General features: G+C 35.2%; 24 protein-coding genes. 16 read left to right on the top strand and 8 right to left on the bottom strand.

Annotated features, from left to right (window positions below):
• The first annotated feature begins 10 nt into the window (after window positions 1-10).
• From UtA1_RS12765 to UtA1_RS12720, 10 genes are all read left to right on the top strand, one after another.
• Window positions 11-1,027 (top strand): NAD-dependent epimerase/dehydratase family protein, encoded by a 1,017-nt coding sequence (locus UtA1_RS12765; protein ID WP_096552533.1) that lies wholly within the window; start codon window positions 11-13, stop codon window positions 1,025-1,027.
• Window positions 1,027-2,073, top strand: a complete 1,047-nt coding sequence (locus tag UtA1_RS12760) for a dihydrodipicolinate synthase family protein (protein ID WP_096551426.1) — start codon at window positions 1,027-1,029, stop codon at window positions 2,071-2,073. The genes UtA1_RS12765 and UtA1_RS12760 overlap by 1 nt, the downstream gene beginning before the upstream one ends.
• A gap of 66 nt (window positions 2,074-2,139) precedes the next feature.
• The gene (locus UtA1_RS12755) at window positions 2,140-3,423 is read left to right on the top strand and encodes a hypothetical protein (RefSeq protein WP_096551424.1); all 1,284 of its coding nucleotides are present in this window, start codon (window positions 2,140-2,142) and stop codon (window positions 3,421-3,423) included.
• The gene (locus UtA1_RS12750) at window positions 3,401-4,255 is read left to right on the top strand and encodes a Gfo/Idh/MocA family oxidoreductase (RefSeq protein WP_172597877.1); all 855 of its coding nucleotides are present in this window, start codon (window positions 3,401-3,403) and stop codon (window positions 4,253-4,255) included. Before UtA1_RS12755 ends, UtA1_RS12750 begins: the two co-directional genes overlap by 23 nt.
• A gap of 516 nt (window positions 4,256-4,771) precedes the next feature.
• Window positions 4,772-4,915, top strand: coding sequence for a hypothetical protein (locus tag UtA1_RS17275; protein WP_172597780.1), 144 nt, complete (start codon window positions 4,772-4,774; stop codon window positions 4,913-4,915).
• Between the two features lie 131 nt (window positions 4,916-5,046).
• Window positions 5,047-5,334, top strand: a complete 288-nt coding sequence (locus UtA1_RS17925) for a hypothetical protein (RefSeq protein WP_331854537.1) — start codon at window positions 5,047-5,049, stop codon at window positions 5,332-5,334.
• Window positions 5,335-5,465: 131 nt separating this feature from the next.
• Window positions 5,466-5,819, top strand: coding sequence for a DUF5643 domain-containing protein (locus tag UtA1_RS12730; RefSeq protein ID WP_096551420.1), 354 nt, complete (start codon window positions 5,466-5,468; stop codon window positions 5,817-5,819).
• Between the two features lie 69 nt (window positions 5,820-5,888).
• Complete coding sequence (locus UtA1_RS17270; protein WP_168412600.1) at window positions 5,889-6,026, top strand: hypothetical protein; 138 nt, start codon at window positions 5,889-5,891, stop codon at window positions 6,024-6,026.
• 442 nt (window positions 6,027-6,468) lie between these two features.
• Window positions 6,469-7,377, top strand: coding sequence for a glycine betaine ABC transporter substrate-binding protein (locus tag UtA1_RS12725; RefSeq protein ID WP_016837219.1), 909 nt, complete (start codon window positions 6,469-6,471; stop codon window positions 7,375-7,377).
• A gap of 325 nt (window positions 7,378-7,702) precedes the next feature.
• Window positions 7,703-8,905, top strand: a complete 1,203-nt coding sequence (locus UtA1_RS12720; RefSeq protein ID WP_096550268.1) for a transposase — start codon at window positions 7,703-7,705, stop codon at window positions 8,903-8,905.
• A gap of 744 nt (window positions 8,906-9,649) precedes the next feature.
• Here UtA1_RS12720 and UtA1_RS12715 read toward each other — a convergent pair.
• Window positions 9,650-10,174: a hypothetical protein gene (locus UtA1_RS12715; RefSeq protein WP_016837221.1), complete on the bottom strand. Its 525-nt coding sequence runs from the start codon at window positions 10,172-10,174 to the stop codon at window positions 9,650-9,652.
• Window positions 10,175-10,361: 187 nt separating this feature from the next.
• On the bottom strand, window positions 10,362-11,393 hold the full coding sequence (locus UtA1_RS12710; protein ID WP_096551418.1) for a hypothetical protein: 1,032 nt from the start codon (window positions 11,391-11,393) through the stop codon (window positions 10,362-10,364).
• A 281-nt stretch (window positions 11,394-11,674) separates the two neighbouring features.
• Here UtA1_RS12710 and UtA1_RS12705 point away from each other — a divergent pair, with 281 nt between their 5' ends.
• The gene (locus tag UtA1_RS12705; protein ID WP_126434507.1) at window positions 11,675-12,178 is read left to right on the top strand and encodes a hypothetical protein; all 504 of its coding nucleotides are present in this window, start codon (window positions 11,675-11,677) and stop codon (window positions 12,176-12,178) included.
• A 38-nt stretch (window positions 12,179-12,216) separates the two neighbouring features.
• Here UtA1_RS12705 and UtA1_RS12700 read toward each other — a convergent pair whose 3' ends face one another.
• Both UtA1_RS12700 and UtA1_RS12695 read right to left on the bottom strand, forming a co-directional pair.
• Complete coding sequence (locus UtA1_RS12700; protein ID WP_016837225.1) at window positions 12,217-12,675, bottom strand: DinB family protein; 459 nt, start codon at window positions 12,673-12,675, stop codon at window positions 12,217-12,219.
• A 27-nt stretch (window positions 12,676-12,702) separates the two neighbouring features.
• Window positions 12,703-14,064, bottom strand: coding sequence for an IS4 family transposase (locus UtA1_RS12695; protein WP_096550531.1), 1,362 nt, complete (start codon window positions 14,062-14,064; stop codon window positions 12,703-12,705).
• 320 nt (window positions 14,065-14,384) lie between these two features.
• Between UtA1_RS12695 and UtA1_RS12690 the strand changes: the two genes are divergently transcribed.
• The gene (locus UtA1_RS12690; RefSeq protein ID WP_096551416.1) at window positions 14,385-14,870 is read left to right on the top strand and encodes a hypothetical protein; all 486 of its coding nucleotides are present in this window, start codon (window positions 14,385-14,387) and stop codon (window positions 14,868-14,870) included.
• Between the two features lie 75 nt (window positions 14,871-14,945).
• Here the strand turns inward: UtA1_RS12690 and UtA1_RS17265 are convergent, their stop codons facing one another.
• From UtA1_RS17265 to UtA1_RS12670, 4 genes are all read right to left on the bottom strand, one after another.
• A complete protein-coding gene (locus UtA1_RS17265; protein WP_172597779.1) occupies window positions 14,946-15,089 on the bottom strand; it encodes a hypothetical protein in 144 nt (47 codons plus the stop codon).
• Between the two features lie 457 nt (window positions 15,090-15,546).
• Entirely contained in the window at window positions 15,547-16,293 is a 747-nt protein-coding gene (locus UtA1_RS12680) for an amino acid ABC transporter ATP-binding protein (protein ID WP_016837227.1), read from the bottom strand.
• A gap of 11 nt (window positions 16,294-16,304) precedes the next feature.
• Window positions 16,305-16,961, bottom strand: coding sequence for an amino acid ABC transporter permease (locus UtA1_RS12675; RefSeq protein ID WP_016837228.1), 657 nt, complete (start codon window positions 16,959-16,961; stop codon window positions 16,305-16,307).
• Between the two features lie 84 nt (window positions 16,962-17,045).
• Complete coding sequence (locus UtA1_RS12670) at window positions 17,046-17,846, bottom strand: amino acid ABC transporter substrate-binding protein (protein WP_096551414.1); 801 nt, start codon at window positions 17,844-17,846, stop codon at window positions 17,046-17,048.
• 376 nt (window positions 17,847-18,222) lie between these two features.
• Here UtA1_RS12670 and UtA1_RS12665 point away from each other — a divergent pair, with 376 nt between their 5' ends.
• The 4 genes from UtA1_RS12665 to UtA1_RS12650 all read left to right on the top strand — a co-directional run bounded on the left by UtA1_RS12665 (window position 18,223) and on the right by UtA1_RS12650 (window position 20,826).
• Window positions 18,223-18,663 carry a GNAT family N-acetyltransferase gene (locus tag UtA1_RS12665; RefSeq protein WP_096551412.1) on the top strand — a complete coding sequence of 147 codons (441 nt, stop codon included), beginning with the start codon at window positions 18,223-18,225 and terminating at the stop codon, window positions 18,661-18,663.
• A gap of 137 nt (window positions 18,664-18,800) precedes the next feature.
• Entirely contained in the window at window positions 18,801-19,565 is a 765-nt protein-coding gene (locus UtA1_RS12660) for a formate/nitrite transporter family protein (protein WP_096551410.1), read from the top strand.
• Between the two features lie 144 nt (window positions 19,566-19,709).
• A complete protein-coding gene (locus UtA1_RS12655; protein WP_096551409.1) occupies window positions 19,710-19,955 on the top strand; it encodes a hypothetical protein in 246 nt (81 codons plus the stop codon).
• A gap of 67 nt (window positions 19,956-20,022) precedes the next feature.
• Entirely contained in the window at window positions 20,023-20,826 is an 804-nt protein-coding gene (locus UtA1_RS12650; RefSeq protein ID WP_096551407.1) for an MBL fold metallo-hydrolase, read from the top strand.
• The last annotated feature ends 185 nt before the right edge of the window (window positions 20,827-21,011 follow it).

The raw sequence follows: 21,011 nt of genomic DNA, 5'->3' as shown, positions 1-21,011 counted from the left end.
AAAAGCAATGATTGCAACAGTTGAACAACTTGAAGAATTTATGTCTACTCCATCAAAAGCAATAATTGAGGATGTGAAAAAGTTAAATGGTGATTTTATTATCCTTGGGGTTGGAGGGAAAATGGGGCCAACTCTAGCCTATCTATTAAAAAATGCGATTAATGAAGCGGGGACAAATCAGCGAGTAATCGGTGTTTCAAGATTTTCAAATAAAGATTTAGAGACAAAACTAAATTCGAAAGGTATCGAAACAATTTCTTGTGATTTGTTAAATGATTCAGAGCTTCAACAACTACCTAAGGCCAAAAATGTCATTTTTATGGCGGGAAATAAATTTGGAACAGTTGGAAACGAACATTTTACTTGGGCGATGAACAGCTACTTGCCTGGACGTGTTGCCGAGCATTATAAAGATTCAAGAATCGTCGTATTTTCTACAGGGAATGTCTATCCGCTAACAGAAGTAAAAACGGGTGGCTGTGATGAGTCGGTTACACCTAATCCGGTGGGAGAGTATGGTCAATCGACTTTAGGAAGAGAGAGAGTATTTACGTATTTTTCTCATAAAAATCAAACGAAGATGTCCATTTTTCGGCTAAATTATGCAATTGATCTTCGTTATGGCGTGTTAGTGGAAATTGCAAAAGCGGTTTATCATAATCAACCGATAGATGTAACGATGGGGCATGTAAATGTCATTTGGCAAGGTGATGCCAATGAGTTTGCGATTCGGTCATTAATACATGCTTCTTCACCTCCGACAATTTTTAATGTGACGGGACCTGAATTGTTATCGGTACGTTGGTTAGCAAATGAATTTGCCAAAATCTTTGGGAAAGAAGCTAACATCGTTGGTGAAGAAGCGGATACAGCATTATTAAGCAATGCGTCGAAAGCACATCAAACTTTTGGTTATCCATCCGTTTCTGTAAAAGAAATGATTCAATTAATTGCCGATTGGATTCAACATAATGGTGAGCTTCTCAATAAACCGAGCCATTTCCAAGAGCGAAAGGGGCAGTTTTAATGTTAAGAGATGTGGTAAAAGAAAAATTAATGGATGGCGCATTTATACCTGCTCACCCGTTAGCATTATTTGAAGATAAATCTTTTGATGAAGAATCGCAACGTCTATTGACACGATATTATATCGAGTCGGGGGTAGATGGTGTAGCGGTTGGAGTTCATACGACACAGTTTGAGATTCACCAAGTTTTCGAGTTTTATCAACAAGTATTAAAAACAGCTATAGAGGAAATTTCTGCTCATGCAAAATCGGATTTTATTAAAATTGCAGGGGTCAGTGGGGAAATAGAGCAAGCGATAAAAGAAGCACAATTTGCAAAAGAAATTGGATATGATCTTGTATTATTAAGCAATAATGGGCTATTTCATTATACTGAAGAAGAATTGTTGCAACGAGCAAGGGAAATTGCATCTATTATTCCAATTATAGGATTTTATTTACAGCCAGCAGTTGGTGGCCGTATATTTACGACTGATTTTTGGAAACAGTTTTGTGAAATTCCGAATGCCTATGCAATTAAAGTCGCTCCTTTCGACAGGTATTTAACAATAGATGTGGCACGGGCGGTCTTACACTCAAGCCGTTGGAATGAGATTGCCCTTTATACAGGCAATGACGATTCAATAATTCATGATTTATTCACAGTATTTGAAGAGGAAGTCGATGGTGAAATTAGGAAGAAACGATTTGCCGGTGGATTGTTAGGTCATTGGGCAGTCTGGACTTCAAAAGCTGTGGAACTATTCCGTAGCATTAAAGAAGAACGGGAAAAAGATGTTATTCATTCCAAATGGATGAAGATTGCTCAAGAAGTAACCCATGCAAATGCAGCATTTTTCGATTCGCATAATCATTTTAAAGGAAGTATTGCAGGTATCAATGAAGTATTGCGCCGACAAGGATTAATTCGCTCGAATAAATGTTTAAGCGAACGGGAAGTGCTGAGCAAAGGACAGTTGGAATTAATTGATGAAGTTTATAAATTGTACCCTCATCTTCACGATGATGAATATGTAAAAAATTTTCTAAATAAGCAGTCAGTATAAGAAAATAGTAATCGAATGGTTTATGATTAAATCATTCGATTATTCTTTATTTGGAGGTTGAATGGGATGATCAAAATAGGCTTTATTGGGCCAACATGGATTGAAAAACTAATCAAAAAAAGTTTTTCAATGTTTCCGAATATTGAGGTAGTCTATCGATTTTCCGATGAAATTTACGATGCGATTACTTTTACAAAAGAGCTAATGAATAAAGTCGATTGCATATTGTATTCCAGTAGGACAACCTACTTATTAGTAAAAGATCATATAAATGATTCCATTGAATCCTATTACATCCCTTTAAAAGGTTCTGGTTTTTTTGAAGCTCTTTTTTACTTAATTAAAGATCATCCAATTCAATTTATTAGCATCGATGGATTAGCTAAAGAATATATACAAAGCGTGATCTGTGAAATTGAAGGAATTGATTATACAATTGTTGAACATTTAGGAATAGTAGAGGGATATGAAAAAATAGTACAACGTCATCTTGAAGCAATTGAAGGGAAATCCAATGTAGGAATTATTACTTCAATTAAGAAAGTGCAAGATGCCCTTAAACAATATCATCTTCCAGTCGTTTGGCTGAAACCGACGCAACAAGATATTATCGTTTGCATTGAACGAATTTTACTTTCTTCGACTCAAAGAAGAAAAAGAGAGAACCAAGTGATATACGGAAAATTCCTAATAGAATTTAAAGATCAAAATGTACAATCGCTAAATAAAAAAGCACGAGTGAAAAATAAGTTAGAAAAAGCCCTTTATCGATTTGTTGATGATATGTATGGCTATATTATTCCCGTGAGTGAAACTGAATATCATTTCATTGCTTATCGAGGCGATTTTGAACGAATAACGGAAGGCTATAAAGTTCTAAATATCTTTAAAGAAATCAATCAATATAAAGAGTTAAAGGTGATGTTAGGGGTAGGATTTGGTATGTCCATCCCTGTTTCAGTTTTCCATGCAGATGTGGCATTAAAGCAATGTCAGCAACATTCAACGAATATTGCGTTTATCGTCAATGAAGAACGTAATGTCATCGGGCCAATTATTATTAATATACCGACCGTTTATCAATTAACAGATCATGAGAAAGAATTTCAAACGAGGCAAATTGAAACAATTAAGAAATATTTATTGAAAAACAATTTAAATTATTTTACATCTGATGAGGTAGCCATTAATTTAAACGTTACAAAACGGACTGCCAATCGCATTATTTCAAATTGGCTAGATTCCAATTTAATTGAGTTTTTCGGTTTGGAAAAAGTAAATGGCAGAGGTAGACCTAGACAATGTTATGTCTTTAAGGAGGCAAGTTATGAAAATCGGATTAATCGGTAATGATACTTCCCATGTTGAAATATTTTCGAGTATGTTACATGATGAAAATCATCCTTTTTATATAAACGATGTGGAGTTTAGTGGTTTTATTGAAAGCTATTCTGAAGATTTGCCGATTAGTCGGGACCGAGCCAAAAAATATAAAAATGTATTACTATCCTATCATATACCAGAATTTGATGATGTTCAGACATTGAATGAAGAAGTAGATGCTTGGTGGATTATAACGGTTGACGGAAGAAATCATTTGCAATGGTTTGAAAAAATCGCCTCCTTTCAGAAACCCATATTCATTGATAAACCCATTACCATTGGGTTAGAGAATTTTGATCGGATGGTTGAGTTGGCTACACGATATGAAACGCCTATATTTTCATCTTCAAGTCTCAGATTTAGCGAACTATTAAAAGGCATTCATAAGGATGACGTTGAATTTCTCTATGGGTTTGGTCCTTTACCACTACAAGAGAAGATGCCAGGATATTATTGGTACGGCATTCATAGTCTAGAATGGATGGATGCTTTATTTGATTGTGATGTTCGACAACTTGAAAGAAAACGATATGAACGTTATGAAATTGTTGAATTTTTATTTCAGGACGGCAGACGTGCAATTTTTCGTGGGGATTATGAATGGCATGATCAGTTTGGCGGAGTTGTCCATTGCAAAGGATTGCCTCCAAAAATGCTTGAGTTTTGGAAAATGGAGAAATCTTATTATGTTTCTTTATTAGAAGAAGTATTGGAATTTTTTAAAAGTAAAAACCCTCCATTCAATATCCAACGTACGCGGAGAATCATTACTTGGATTGAAGAATTACAAAAGTTTTAGGTCAGTTCGGAATTTTATTACAAAGCCTCCTTCAAGTTAAAACATTTTCTATATAATGAAACATATCTCTCATGAAAGAGGATATGTTTTTTTGGTGCGCCCGGCATGTACATGAACTATAGGGTGTAAGTCCCGAACCCCGAAGACAGAAGTAGAGGTTAGCCAAGAGCAAGGGTGTCCGTGGTGACGCGGAATCTGAAGGAAGCTGGAGGCAAAACACCGGTCCGAGGAACACGAACCTCATATAAGGCTAGGTATGATTGAGTGAGTTTGCCAAACAAAACAAAGCTCTTTCTGTCGAAGGTCATATCGAGTAGATGAGGCGGATAGATGGTGTGAAAGTGCATGTACTTACCCGGGGAGGTCTGGCGGATAGGTGAAGTACTCTTCATAACCTACTTAGCGATAAGTAGCTGAACCGTCAGAAGTCAGCAGAGGTCATAGTATTAGTTGGTCTAGAACAACTGAGAAGGACCGAACAATTAAGAGAGAATAGCCCTTGGCATTCAGTGAGTCATGATGAACACAGAAAACGTAGTACCTCACTTGAGGAAGGAAGCGGTGAATCCCGTGGGAGACCTCTTGGAGGGTGGAGTGACCACTGGCATAAGAAGACAAGCTATTCACGGAAGTTATGAAAACTTGCGTCAATTATCTTAATTGAACCGCCGTATACGGAACCGTACGTACGGTGGTGTGAGAGGACGGGAGCTAATCACTCCCTCCTACTCGATTTTTTACGAGAGTGTTTTCAGCTTTTTTCGTTGGTATAAGTGAAAGGAGTGAAGCAAGTGAAAGATGTGATTTCGAAATTGAAGCTAAGACATGAAAAAGCACTTGCTTATGTTATTGATACATATATGCCTTATGTAAAGGCCATCGCTAAACAAATTTTAGAACAACCATGTGGAAACTGGGCGGTTGATGAATGTGAAACCACTTCCATTTTTTTCTGTTTTCGATATATGTCGATCGCTTTATATTTTGCAATTGTGCCAATCCATTTTTTTAATTCTTCTTCACTTCCCCTAAACTTGTCACTATTTTGCGAAACAGCTAAAAAAACATCATTTATCTGACACCTGAATTAAATGGACGATCGCCAAGCACTGTAAAACTAACTTGGAATCCTAGAAGTGTTTGGAATCATGATACAAATGAAAACTTTGAAGGTGATTGGGCATATGAATTTCACTTAAAAAAGATTGATGTGAAAGGAATAAAAGCCAATTATCGAGATTCGAAAAATGGTTTTACAATCTTTGTTCCTTCACTTGATATAACTGGCTATACAATCAATCTTCATTACAATATTCAGATGCCGTCCAATTACGCACTATACAATTTGCCGTATGTGACTGGTTTTGATGTGAAAGACGAGTTCGGTAATACTTACGAAATGATTACGAATTTGACAGGCAGTACGACGAAACACGCTGCGAAAGGGTCTTTTACGTTTGCAAACATTCAAAGCGGAACAAAAGAACTTATCATTACACCGAAACTTTACAATGATAATGAAGAAATCATCTTTGATTCTTTTGAAGTAACAATTACAAAATAATGATGTTGCTAAATTGTATACGCAATTTCACCTAAAGTTGTACAAAATAAGACAACGGAGGTGAAAAGGATGAAAAAGAAAAATAAAATGAATCTTAATTCGGGCAGTCAAAAATATAACAGAAGAAAAAGAGCAGAAGAGATAGCAAGAGAATTTGACCACAATGTTGCCAATAAACGAAACCGCAAGACGAATGATAAATCGTAATAAACAGTAACCAAAACCGTTTTGTCATGCTCCCAATTAGGTAAGTAATGAATGAACTGATTCCTAATTGGGAGATTTTTGATTATAAATCACCATTTCATTTTGCATGGTTGAATATTAAATAAATGGGTATATTTGAAAAAAATATAAAATAAATCAATCAAATTTAGTAAATTAGTACGAAATCCAATCGATTGGAACCCTATGCCTAGTAATGAGATATAAATCATGTTAACCTTACACTATCGGTCGGTTGGGCAAAAATAAGTTGATGAGAAGTTTTACCAGGCATTACAACGTACATCACAAAGTTTTATATCTGAATATTCGGTAAATTGAAGTTGGGTGTGCTTATTCAGTTGCAATGCATTATAAAACTTTTCGTATAGGATTGATTTTAACAACCTACCGAAATGATATTCATTTTGGAGGGGTAGATAAGATGAAATATGTGAAAACGATTGGTGCAACATTTGGAGTCGCCGCATCTTTAGTATTAGCAGGTTGTGGCGACAACACATCTCAGGGAACTCAAAGCAATGAAGAGCAAGTAAGTATTAGCCAAGCCCTCGATTATACAATAACGGGTATAGAACCGGGCGCTGGAATGATGCAATTAACAGAAATGGCGTTAAATGAATATGAAAATCTAAAAGGATGGAAAGTTTCAGAAAGTTCAACTGCTGGCATGTTGACGATGTTAGATAAAGCCATTCAAAGTGAGGAGCCCATTATTGTGACAGGTTGGAATCCTCATTGGAAATTTGCAACTTATGATTTGAAATATTTAGAAGATCCAAAAGGCACATTCGGTGAAGTGGAAAATATTAATACGATTGTTAGAAAAGACTTAAAAGAAGAACACCCAACTGCTTATGAAATGTTGGATCGCTTTTACTGGGAACCAGAAGATATGGAGCAAGTGATGCTAGATGCCCAAACAGTTACATTTGAAGAAGCTGCAAAAAAATGGGCAGAACAAAACCAAGAGAAAGTAAACGAGTGGATGGAAGGTTTACAATCCGTTAACGGTGAGAAATTTGAATTGGTGTCGACTCCATGGGAAACGGAAGAAGCATCAAGTCATGTTGTAAAATTTGTATTAGAGCAACTTGGCTATGATGTAACGATCACACCAGTAGATCCAATTATCATGTTCCAAGCAATTGCTAACGGGGAAGGGGATGCTTCAGTTGCTCCTTGGTTGCCTGTAACGCACGGATCGTTCTATGAACAATACAAAGATGATATAATCGATTTAGGCGAAAATTTGGTGGGGGCAAAAGTTGGATTAGTTGTACCAAGCTATATGGATATAGATTCTATTGAAGATTTAGAGCCAAAAGAATAAAAAAAGAGATATAGGCTGTCTAAATTTTTTAGACAGCCTAAAATATTACTTGCAATAAGGGTGAAAAACACGTACAGCGACACGGGTTACTAAGAATTGCTTATTAATTGCACTTATGATTTTCATCAATTCAGCAAACCCCATTGCCAAACACTTTTTAACGATTGATTCAATTTAATCAATCGCTTTTTTATTTTGAGCATTTTGCATATTTTTTGACCCAAGAGCCATAAGGATTTCAAAGACATAAAAAAGGACTTCACCCCTAAAATGTAGAATTTTTGAAGTGACGAAACAACAAAAAATTCAAAAGGAGGAAGTCACTTTGTATATTCTACAAGAAAGCCTATTTTCCTTTGAAGAACTGCAAAAATTAGAGTCAAAAGAGAAATTACCTATCTTTTTTAGCTCGCTTGATTTACGCCCTTATGCTAAACAGTTGAGAAGTTCTTCACCCCGAGGGGCTGACGGTCATTCCAGAGAAGGGATTCTAAGGGCTCTCATCGCTGCCCCACTCGAAGGCATCGACACCTTTACCGCCCTTCATCATCGATTGGATAAAGACCTTCGTTTCCGTTATCAATGCGGTTTATCGATTGATCGCCCCGCACCGTCTATCTCCACTCTCAGCCGGGTTTTTGCAGCACTTACCAAAAAAAAGCTGGCTGAAAAGATCTTCCTTGACTTGGTACAGTTAGCTCAGGAGGAAGGAATAATTGACGGCAGCCACCAGGCCATCGACAGTGCCGCCATTGATGCCTATGAAAAGAAACAGCCCAAAAAGCGTAGTGAACAAACGGGTAATGCCAATTGGGGCGCAAAATATGATTCCTTCGGCAATAAAATTACCTGGTTTGGCTATAAGATGCATCTTTCAGTCGATACCGCAAGCGAACTGCCAATGGCCATAAAAGTAACCCCTGCCCATGTGAACGATGGAGAAGTCGCACCAGAATTAATCGAGCAAGTGGCAGAGCGTACCAAATCCAAAATTGAATTTCTGATCATGGATGGCGGATATGACCAACTAAAAAACTATGAATCAGCCAAAAACATTGGAGCGCAAGCCATTATCCCGCTCAATTTGCGCAACGAAAAAGAGCCTCCTGAAGGGATTTCTTCCAATGGAACTCCGCGTTGTTCCATGGGTTATGAAATGACTTATTGGGGAGCTGATAAGGACCAGCTCAAGTTCAGATGTCCTCACGCAACCGGCAAAGTGGATTGCCCATTAGGAATGGCAGCCTGTTCATCTTCCAACTATGGAATGGTGGTAAAAGTCGACATCAAAAAGGATGTGCGCCGATATTCCAATCCGCACCGTGATACAAAACGTTGGAAAGAGCTTTACAACGAGAGGACAAGTGTAGAACGCTGTAATTCAAGAATGAAAAGCTACCTTACGTCGAACTCCCTACATGTATGGGGAATTGAGAAAGTAAAGAGCCATATTTACCTGAACGCTATTGTATTACTTGTTTCAGCGCTAGCGATGGCAAAGGAAAATAAAGGGAAGAAAGCCGCTTAAAAAAATTCAATGTGAAAAATTCTGCAGGTATGCCCAAAAACAGGATTATTGTAATATTTTGTAAAATAACATGCTGGTAGCTATTTGTCGAGTGCTTTATTTTTTATACTTTTATCCAAAAAATCTAATTTTGCAAAATGCTCATATTAGAAAAAGTATGGAAGATAACTTCTAACATTGATAATTTTTTATTTTGTAGCGGTAATCAAGAATTTATTGTTAGAAATTACAAAAAATACCAAGTAAACAGTTATACAAAAAGTCACTTATGACAGAAAAATCGTCAATTATGATATCAGTATTTCCATTATTACAAATTTAATGGATAATTGAGTTAATAGTGTAAAGAATATTTTTCGGCAAAGTTTTCTGGTAAAAAAGTATGTTTTTGATTCTAAAATATGACAATGTTTTCTAATTCCTTAATACTGCAATTATCGGAAGTACTATCATTCCACAGTCATATATTCTAGACTTTGCATTCCTTAATCGTATTCGCCAATTACGCAAAATCTAGAAGGATGGACAAGGATTAGATTAGCAAGTTTTACGTGCATTTTACCAACAATCATTTGCTGAATGAAGTATTCTTTACCTATTCATTACTAGTAATATAAACATATTTTCACAGGAAAAAAGGCAAGTAAAAAAGATATAATATTACTTGCCTTTTCCGATGATTGCTGAATAAAAAAGACATGGACAATTCGTCGCATGTCTTTTTTAGGGAGGTCATGATGTACATCAATGATTAAATGATGTATGAAAATACTTTGATTCCATTTGCTTTCTAACAATATAGATATGTTTTTCGTATCGACTCATCCAGTATTGGTAATAATTCACATTGCATCTTTTCATGAATTGTAAATATATCATTAAACTTTCATAAAGCGTATGAAAAAATTCTTTTTCGGGTAGTATTACCTGATGTGTAAGTTGATTTAATTTATCATTGATATGAAAAACGAATTGTCCATGTTCGTCTTTAGTAAAAACGTAAGTAATGGGTTTAGATAAGTCGGTGACTCTGGCGAAATCTTTAATTAAATAATTTTTCATCAGCAATAAATAAGTAACCCATGGTTCGATCGTTACAATCTGAAACTCAGTTAAAGAATTTTCATTGTAAATAATTTCAATTGAATATTGATTAAATGTATTAAAAATGTATTTTGAAATCATTTCTATGTTTATGTCATTATCTATTCGGACATATTGACTGTTGTTGGAATTGGGAATTAAAAGATGTGTAAAAATTTTCAGCATTGAACGACCTCCTAGGAGAACATTTCTAAATAAACAGCTTAAAATCTGTTCTGAAATTGTTTATATGATTTACTGCTATTTATTTAGAAATATTCAAATCAAAAAATTTCATCATGAAAATGAAATTACAAGCGATGAAATCATCATTAAATTAGATAACGACATGGCGAAGGAGTTTTATAAAATTTTATAAGAATAAAGTTAACTGTTCTTCCCCTTCGTTATTTTCCTCAATAGTATCTTCCATTTCTAATCGGATGTTTACATATTCATTTGGAATAAAGATACAATCTTCAACACCGATTTTTTCCATAAGTATTAAATTTCCCTTTTCTGTTTGTTCTAGAAAATGTTGAAGAATGGATGGAAAAATTCTTGGTCTTTTATGGACTCCGGCAGATAAAGAGCCATCTTGACCAAAGTAATCAATTAAGATGTGACATATTTCTAATGTGCTAGAGAAGCCGTTGAATACAAGTTGAAGTGCAATCATTTCTTTTGTTGGGTTTGGTGGGAGATTTTGACGAACTTTTTCCACTATTGCTTCCAATCTTCTATGTTCCCGCTCTATTTGTTGAAGCATTCGATTTTTTTCTTCCAACAGAGCTTTCATTAATGATTCTTCTTGCTGTTTTCTTACATTCCTTTCAATTTCACGCAATTTTCGATATAAACGATTTATTTGTCGATCTAATAAGGGGACGTTCGCATTGATATGGGCCTGAATATCTTCTGGTATTTCCATTCCGTCTAAATCTTCCAATATTTCATAGCCGTATTGGTTTTCTTTGATTTTTATGAGCAATTCATCCAGTTCTAAATGAATAATGGAAGCATCTTTAACAATGTCTCTTAAAATATTTTCATCGATGCCGAGAAATTGCATAAGATGATCTTCACCATAATCAATTCTTCTTCCGGTCACTACATGTTTTACAGTAAATACTCGTCTTAATTTTCTGTTGCAGGCACATCGGCCGAGGTAGTTGCCTTTTCCATAATCAATATAATCTTCAAGAATCCAGCTACTAGCATCTTTTTCAATCTCTACTAACGTGACATCTTGAGAACGAACGAGTGTTACTTTTTTATCGGCCATTATATTTAAAAATTTTGTTTTGAAGCCTTGTTTAACATGGTTTAAGAGAAAATCCAGTTGTTCTTTAGTTGCATAAGGGAAAAGGGATTCTCGTTCCTCTTTTGTTAATGGTGGTTTCATTTAACCTCTTCACCTTTCTTATACTTTAAGTTGATAATAAAGAGTACTATGAAAAGTGTCAAATGAAGGCATTTGATTTAGTTATGAATGAATTAAAAATTATGTACGGAAATTTTAAGATTATTGATATGGAGTAATTGAATGAGTAATAGAGATACTAATGATGAGAAAATAAATTATTCAAAAGAAATTTTATTTTAATAACAGGGAAACATGATTTCAAAAAGAAATATTTAAAATGGATACCTTCTGATAGAACAAATTCGAGAAAAAGAGGGGATATGATGAAAAGAAAAGTGATTGCATTAATTGTTACGATGTTTCTTTTTATCGTTCTTTTTATATCAGGTTATTTGTATTATTTAAATAATCCATATATGCAAATTCGTACTGAAATAACACCAATCGATGATGAAACTTATCAAACCCTTGGGACATTAGAATATGTCGAACACCCTGATCAGAAAAACTTCCGAAAAATGCTTTTTACGTTTAAATTTAAATATTCTAATCAAGTAGAAAACATTAATACGGAAATGTCTGAGTCAATTAGAAATTTATTATCATCAAATGTATACTGGACGGGAGAAGGTTTTGAATACGATAATATCGATAAAAAGGAGTATATTGTTCAAGAAGAAATCGTCCTTTATACGGGTGAAATAACTGAGGAAGAAATAAAAGAGCGTTTAAAAGAAGGTGTCTTTGTCGTAAAGTGGATAGAAGATGGAGAGGAGAAACAGAAAGAATATAATATCGGTGAAACAGTTATGTTCATACAATGATTAACAAACCGCCAGAAGATGGCGGTTTTCATCATTTTTTACTTTGTTTTCATAGTTTCAATCAATCGCTTCATTACTTGAATTTGTCCAACATGCATTGCTTCATGGAATGCTGCAAAAGCAGCCAATTCTCCTTTTGTTTCATTTCCAAATATACTTTTTGGCAGTTTTTCATTAAAGGTATTGGTATCGATTGATTGAATACGTTCCAGTTGTTCTTCAATTTGTTGCAGCAAAGTTTCAAGATATGGTACATCCATTGGCCAATCTGCTGGTTTGGTACCAGGACCAAATAATTTTTGATAACTTTTTGGTATCGTCACTTTACCGTTGAAGAGTAAAAAATCTGTAGTCATCAATACATGTCCTACTTGCCATAAAATATTGTTATTAAAACCTTTTGGAATTGTAGAATAGACCTCAGGTGTAATGTTTTCTAAAGTTTGCTTCAATACCATTCTTGTACGAGTAAATTGCATTTTAATATATTCTCCCATGAAAATTCCCCCTTAATTTATCTTTACTCAACTTTCGCACACAGATATTGTCAGACATCCCTTGATGTAATTGGGTAAAGACGCAATCCATTCTTGTACTTTACTTTTAAATAATTCCATGTTCAAACAAACATTAGCTTCTGCTAATGTTTGGAAGATCGCTAATAATTGATTCAATGCACTCTCTAGATTCATATCTTTTACATCTTCACATAATAGAAAAAAGAGATTTCCAATCGTTTTAGGATCGTTGTTTTGTCTACGCTCCCACTCTAAGAGTATAAAGCGAGTAAACACAATCGTTGTATGACTAATCAACAGATCATACGAACGACCTTGAAATTCTTTTGCTAGGTTAAGCAATGATTTGGTACACTTGAAAAATGTTTCGATGTCCCAGCGCATCCCGTAAATACGCACAATTTCTTCATCTGAAAGTGTGGTATCTGTACTCAAAATGGCTAACCATTCACTCTTTTTATTGCGGTTACGCACGAATACAATCTTGACTTGTCGTCCTTTTGCAAGATGAACATGGATCGAACCGAGTAGGTCTTTCTTTTCCATGGTACGCTTTGCTTTTTTAAAGAGTTCATCCAGAGTATGGGCTTCACCATCTATGAAATAACGTTGTTTTAGCTGCTTGACCATACCAATGACAAATAAACCTTTATCCGTGATTTTTTCAATCAAAGGCTCATGCGTAAACCAAGTATCCATTAACACATAATCAGCTGTAATTCCTGCATTTAAGGCATGATCCAATAAAGCAGAGACAACGCTTGGCTTATCTTGTTGTGCTTCAAGACGACGCTTGTAGCCGGAAGTGCGTTTATCAATGGATTCATCGACCCCGTTAAGTTGATTTTCCTTTTTCGCTGAACTCAATAAAGCAAAGTCTACAGGTAGAAAAGAATATCCATCAGACCAACCAAGAGTAAGCAACTGAAACCCCTTATAGAATCGTTTCTCTGTATGATCAAATACTCGTGAAAGAAGTTCAACAGACTTGCTTCGGTTGCGTGAAAAGAGTGAATCATCAACAATAAACACCTTCACTCTGTTGTTTGATGTAAGCTTTTTTATACGTCCAGTAAGATCTTGACATAAGGAAAGTAAAAAAGTTCGCCAAGCATAAGTAGATGAATTTAGAAAACGGTAGATTGTATCTTTTTTAGGTAAGTCCACGGCTTTCTTACTTTGAAGTGCTTGAAACCAATTTTTATATTGGAAAACAAGCAAAAAAATAAGACGGAAAATAGATAAGCATGAATAACCAAATCCCTTAGTAATTCTCGCTTTTCTCAAATGTTTGCCTATATTTAATTCAGAAAATCTTCGTTCAAGTTCTTTTGGTAGTTGTGCAAAAGTATCTTTTTTCGTTATCATAATGATGACACCTTCTTTGGTATTTGGTTTGATCACCATAATTTTACCAAAAGATAGGTGTCTTTTTCTTTTAAAAAATAAAATCAATAAAAAACAAGAGAAATAATGAAAGACGATATAAAACAGTCATATCAAGAGTTGCAATAAGATATTACTCTGCGAAAGTTGAGATCTTTACTATAAAATTTTAATGATATGACTAAAAACATTGAAAAATTTTTCACATAGTTTTAAATTTTACATTCTACTCTCTGCATGAAAGTAGTATAAACTGAAAGAGGGATAATTGGTTTGGAAATTTACTTTAAAGGATGAGAACATTGAAAAAAATTTTACTTGTTGCGTTCATACTCGTTTTATTAATTGGTGGGTTTTTTATCTATATTAAAGTGACACCACCATTAGTAACAGGAACGATTTTTAAGGGTCAAGATCATCATACCGTTGTAATTGCAATAGGGAATAAAGGGATTGGAGATTTGGAAATCACTAGTGTAAAAGTCAATAATCATGCGGATCCGAATGAAATAAAAATCCAAGTTAGCAATGCTTTGGTAGGTTTTGCAGGAACAATTGATGAAAATTCAGTTGCAGCTAGTCACATTCAATATTTCAACATCGAAGATATTTCCATTCCAAAAGGAACGATTCCGGAAGAACTGTTAAAGAAATTAGATGAAGGTTCAGCGACAGAAAAGGATACAATTTATGGATTAACTGTAAATCATCATGAAGATATTCATAATGTACATATCAAATATCGATATCTAGGAATATTGTTTAACGAAACTGTAGTGTTAGATTAAAATCGAGTAGGAGGGAGCGATTAACTCCCGTCCTCTCACACCACCGTACGTACGGTTCCGTATACGGCGGTTCAATTAAGATGATTGACGCAAGTCTTTATAACTTCCGTGAATAGCTGTTCTCTTTATGCCAGTGGTCACTCCACCCTCCAAGAGGTCTCCCACGGGATTCACCGCTTCCTTCCTCAAGTGAGGTACTACGTTTTCTGTGTTCATCATGACTCACTGAATGCCAAGGGCTATTCTCTCTTAATTGTTCGGTCCTTCTTAGTAGTTCTAAACCAACTAATACTATGACCTCTGCTGACTTCTGACGGTTCAGCTACTTATCACTAAGTAGGTTATGAAGCGTACTTCACATATCCGCCAGACCTCCCCGGGTAAGAATGTAATCTTTCCTTCCATCTATCTGCTTCATTTACTCTGTACCACCTTTGGCAGAAAGGACTTTGTTTTGTTTAGCAAACTCATCCAATGATACCTAGCCTTATATGAAGTTCGTGTTCCTCAGACCGGAAGTTTGCCGCTCGCTTCCTTCAGATTCCGCGTCACCACGGACACCCTTGCGTTAAGCTAACTGTTACTTCTGCCTTCACAGTTCGGGACTTACACCCTATAGATTACACCCATGCCAGGCGCACTATGACAAAAGGTCGTCTGAAAATAGACGACCTTTTCATTTCCAATTTTTATGTAAAAATGCTTTCGTACGTTCATGTTGAGGATGTTGGAAGAATTGTTCCGGCTCATTCGATTCAATTATTTCTCCGCCATCCATAAAGATCACACGATTTGCCACTTCTCTTGCAAAGCCCATTTCATGCGTTACGACAATCATCGTCATATGTTCTTCTGCTAAATCCTTCATGACTTTCAACACTTCTCCCGTTAATTCCGGGTCAAGGGCAGAAGTAGGTTCATCAAACAGCAGGATTTGTGGATTTAACATAAGGGCTCGTGCAATAGCAACACGCTGTTTTTGACCGCCTGACAGATTGCTAGGATAAGCATTCGCTTTATCGGACAATCCCACTTTTCGCAATAAATCCATACAGCGTTTTTCTATTTCTTCCATCGATTCGGATTTTCTAAGTTTCGGGGCTAAAATCAGATTTTCTTTAACAGTTAAGTGAGGGAATAAGTTAAAGTGTTGAAACACCATTCCCATTTTTCCTGTAATTTTTCGTATATCTGCTTGGTTAGCATATTGCCCATCTTTTACTAAAAAATCACCGTCGATACAAATACTACCGTTATCAATTTCTTCTAAATGAATTAAACTGCGTAACAATGTACTCTTTCCTGAACCTGAAGGGCCGATCATTGCAATAACTTCTTTTTTATCTACCGAAAATGAAATGGATTTTAATACTTCCTGGTTCCCAAATGATTTCTTCAAATTTGTAACTTCTATTAGCGCCAATTTTTTCACCTCTATTCGTATTTATATCGACGCTCTAACCATTTAAAGAATACCGTCAATATGAGTGTCATCGCTAAGTAAATTACTCCCGCAATAAAGTAAGGGACAATTGTAAACTCTCTGTTTACAGCTGTTTGTGCAAAGTGTAATAATTCTGGCACTGCAACTGCATAAAGTAGCGCGGTATCTTTGATGAGCGTAATGGATTCGTTGGCAACAGCAGGCAAGGCTACTCGAAACATTTGGGGTAATATGATGCGTGTTGTCGTTTGCCATTTTGTTAAGCCAAGTACTTTTGCTGCTTCATATTGACCTTTGTCGATGGAAATGAGCCCGCCTCTAAAGATTTCAGCAAAATAGGCTGCATAGTTTAATACGAATCCAATACAAGCCGCAACGAAACGATCAAATACTAAATATTCTCCTACCACAGGCAGCATCGGCAATCCGAAGCAGATTAACAAGAGCTGCAATAATAGGGGAGTGCCTCGCATGACGGTAATATATATTTGTGAAAGCCATGCAAGGGGCTTAAAACGGCTTTGTACCGCAAGTGTTAGAATAAATCCTAATGGAATTGATACAAGAATGGCAATGAAAAAGAGCAAAATGGTCATTTGAGCTCCTTCAAGCATCGGCCAAACAATCCGATTCCAGTAATCAACCATGATGTTTCCTCCCAAAAAATAAGAGTTCCATTGTCACATGGAAACTCTTATCGAAAATAATGACATTCTATTTTAGCATATATATTATTTTAATACTCGATCTTCACCGAACCATTTCTCAGATATTTCAGCTGCAGTACCGTCTTCATTCATTTCATCTAATGCTGCCTGCAGTTTTTCAAGTAATTCTTCATTTCCTTTTTTCACACCAACTCCATATTGTTCTGGAGCAAGTTCTTCTTCAAGAATTGTAAATGTATCTGGTTCTTGTGTCATGTAATATTCAACGACAACTTTGTCGATTACAACTGCATCAAGGCGACCATTTTTTAAGTCTGTTAATGCAAGTACATTATCTTTGTATTCATTTAAATTTACTTCATTGCTAATAGGATGTTCATTTAACGCATCCAATGCAGAAGACAATGCTTGAACTCCCACTTGTTTTCCAGCAAGTTCATTGATTTTTGTAATAGGAGAATCTACTAATGTTACAACAACTTGTGCGTTTTCTAAGTAAGGTTTTGTAAATAATACTTTCTGTTTACGTTCATCTGTTATAGTGTAACCGTTCCAAATTAAATCGATACGGCCACTGGATAATTCAGATTCTTTTGTAGTCCAATCGATTGGTTGGAACTCCACTTCAACACCCATTTTTTCTGCAGCAGCACGAGCCATGTCGATATCAAAACCAACGATTTCGTTTTGATCGTCACGGAATCCCATTGGTGCAAACTTATCATCGATACCAATTATTAAAGTTTCTTTATCTTTTGCTTCATCTTTTGTACCATTTGATTCTTCTTTAGATGATGAACCACACGCAGCTAATACTAAGATAATCAACGTCATGAAGAAAAATAAAGCTATTTTACGTTTCATGTAGTATACGCTCCTTATATTAGTAATCTAATTATTTAGTTGTTTAGTAAACTAAAGTGTATTAGCAAAAAATGTAACACGAAATAATGATTCGTGTTTTTAAAAACAAAATCTAATACATTTAGATTTACAGAATACCTTCGTATACTATAGTAACCGCCATTGAGGGTGATGTCTAGTTAAAAATTTAACAATCTTATAACATATTAATGTTTATTTTGATGAACTCTAATAAATATCACTCCATCTGTTTATTACCAAGTACTAATTATTTAGTATATTAGATTTTTTTTATATCAATTGAAAATACATGTATTTTTATATTAATAATGGTAAATTAATATACAGATTTTATTGAAAATGGGAAGGGGATAACATGAAGATTGAAGTAATTCGTGTGTCGACAGAGGAGCAATTAGAAAAAGCTTTTTCAATTCGAAAAGAAGTATTTGTTGAGGAACAGGGTGTTCCAATGGAAAGCGAAATAGATGAGTATGATAACCTTCTTTCTCCTTGCGAACATCTATTGATTGTTGTCGATGACAAGTCTGTTGGGGCTGGAAGAATACGCTTCGTAGATGGTTTTGGTAAATTGGAAAGAATTTGTGTATTGCAACCATATCGTAAATTTGGCATTGGAAAATTAATCGTGCAAGAATTAGAGAAGATGGCAAAAGAAAAAGACTGCCAAAAAGTAAAGTTACATGCACAATCTCATGCGAAAGTTTTTTACGAAAAGCTAGGTTATATCATTAATTCGGATGAATTTTTGGAGGAAGGTATCCCTCATTATTTAATGGTAAAATATTTTGAATAACATATTGTCTCCTAATAATAATTAAATCTATAAAAAGAATTAAAAATATTCTGAACAACTAATTTCCTAAATTTATAAAAATTAACGCGGGCTATCTAGCTCTTATTCTATAAAATAAAGGACTTGGGAGGTCTAACATGGATTACAGTCCTAAGGAAATAGCCCAAATCACCGTTCAAAAAGGGGAAGAAAAGGCGAATATGTCCCTTTTTCAAATGCTGATTTTAGGATTTTTAGGAGGGGCATTTATCTCAATGGGGTATCTGGCATTTATTCGGATAACGGGAACAATGCCTGATGAATGGGGGAGTTTTGTAACCTTCATGGGAGCAACTGTGTTCCCAATTGGATTAATATTAATTTTGTTAGCTGGTGGCGAATTAGTTACTGGAAATATGATGGCAGTTGCAATGTCCTATTTTGCCAAAAGGATTACTTTTACAAAGCTTTTAAGAAATTGGTTTTGGATTACCGTTTTTAATTTGATTGGTGCATTATTTGTAGCTTATTTTTTTGGACATGTCGTTGGACTAACGGAAGGAGATTTTTTAAACAAAACGGTAAGTACAGCATTGGCGAAAGTAAATGCAAGTTTTATTGAAGCTTTCGTTTCTGCAATCGGTTGTAATTGGCTTGTAGCGCTAGCTGTATGGTTGTGTTACGGAACGACATCATTTTCTGGGAAAATTTTATCCATTTGGTTTCCTATCATGATCTTCGTATTAATCGGTTTTCAACATGTTGTAGCAAATATGTTTATTATTCCTGCAGCTATTTTTGCAGGTGAAATGACTTGGGGTCAGTATATAACAAATTTTGTTCCTGTCTTTTTGGGAAATTCAGTTGGAGGAGCTATTTTTGTAAGTTTGTTTTACTATTTGGCTTATTTAAAAAATGTATGAGAATGCTGTTTGTTTTAATAGATTTTAATTTGCTTACATTGTGTACATCTAATGTAGCTTATGGATAAGATATTAAGCATTCTTTCCCTTGAAGGAATGCTTTTTTCTTTACATGTGAATAATGATGATTGAGGTGAATGAAGGATGGCACAATGCCCACTTTGCAATTCTTTGCAGGAATTAGAAGTATTTTGTCCAAATTGCAAGAATAGGTTGGAGGATTCAGGGAAGGTTTCCGATTATTTCGATCCTTATGGACATTATAATGACGAAGAGACGGTGAAAATGGGAGACGGTTATCCGAATACGGCACGGGACCAAGTTTGTCCACATTTAATGGTATGTCAAGAGTGTGGTTATGACGAAGTGCAATTCATTCAAGAAATCTGATGTTTACATAATACGCTACTGAAGTAATATACAACGTTCGATAAATGTGCAAATTGGAGTGGTTTAGTTGCTGCTAAAACAAAGTTTTTTCGAAAGCATACAAGGGGATGTTAAACTTTTTGAAGGGAAGAATGCATTTTCACAAGTCAAGTTAAACGTTTATTCATTTTACCAAGATGGTGTAGTCATTGACTGCGGAGCACATGTCATGAGAAAACATTTTATAGGATTTTATGAACCGCTCTCCATTGACCGCGTTGTGATTACCCATGCCCATGAAGATCATGAAGGTTGTGCGAAATATTTGAGTGATAAAGGTATACCAATATATTTGCATCCTATGTCAATTGAAAAAAGTAAGAAAAAAGCAAATTATATGTTATATCGAAAGTTTTTTTGGGGGATTCGGCCTCCATATCGTGCAAATCCCCATGAGGAAAGTTTCGAATCACGAAAATATAGATGGCGTGTCATTGAAACACCAGGTCATGCAGCAGATCATGTGTCATTTTTAAACGAATCAACTGGCCAACTATTTGCTGGTGATTTATTTGTCACTCCACGTACAAAGCTTATATTACGTGAAGAAAGTATACCGCAAATCATTCGATCAATCGAAAAAGTATTACAACTTGATTTCGGAGAAATGTTTTGTTGTCATGCAGGGTATATAAAAGATGGTAAAAAAGCATTTCGGCAAAAGCTCGATTATTTATATATGTTAACGGATCAGGTGAAAAGTTTATCAAAGAAAGGGTATTCTGTTGATGAAATTCATCAACAATTGTTCCCTCGAAAATATCAACTTTCTACAATCTCTAGAGGCGAGTGGGATTCAAAACATATGATTACTTCGATTTTATCGGAGTAGAATCGTAAATTGGTAATTTAATAGGAAAGAGCAAGAACCCAAGAAATGCGGTGATTTCAACATTTCTTGGGTTAATTTCATGATGGTATCATTTTTTTATTTCATGCATATAATATATGGTGTGCTGTTTCCGTAATAATCTTTTCATTAAAGCTGTTCGATTCCATATTCCTCACTAATACCCT

This window comes from Ureibacillus thermosphaericus, from assembly GCF_002370195.2.
Lineage (GTDB): Bacteria > Bacillota > Bacilli > Bacillales_A > Planococcaceae > Ureibacillus > Ureibacillus thermosphaericus.
Note: the sequence above shows the minus strand (reverse complement) of the source record. Positions and strands in the feature narration are given on the sequence as shown.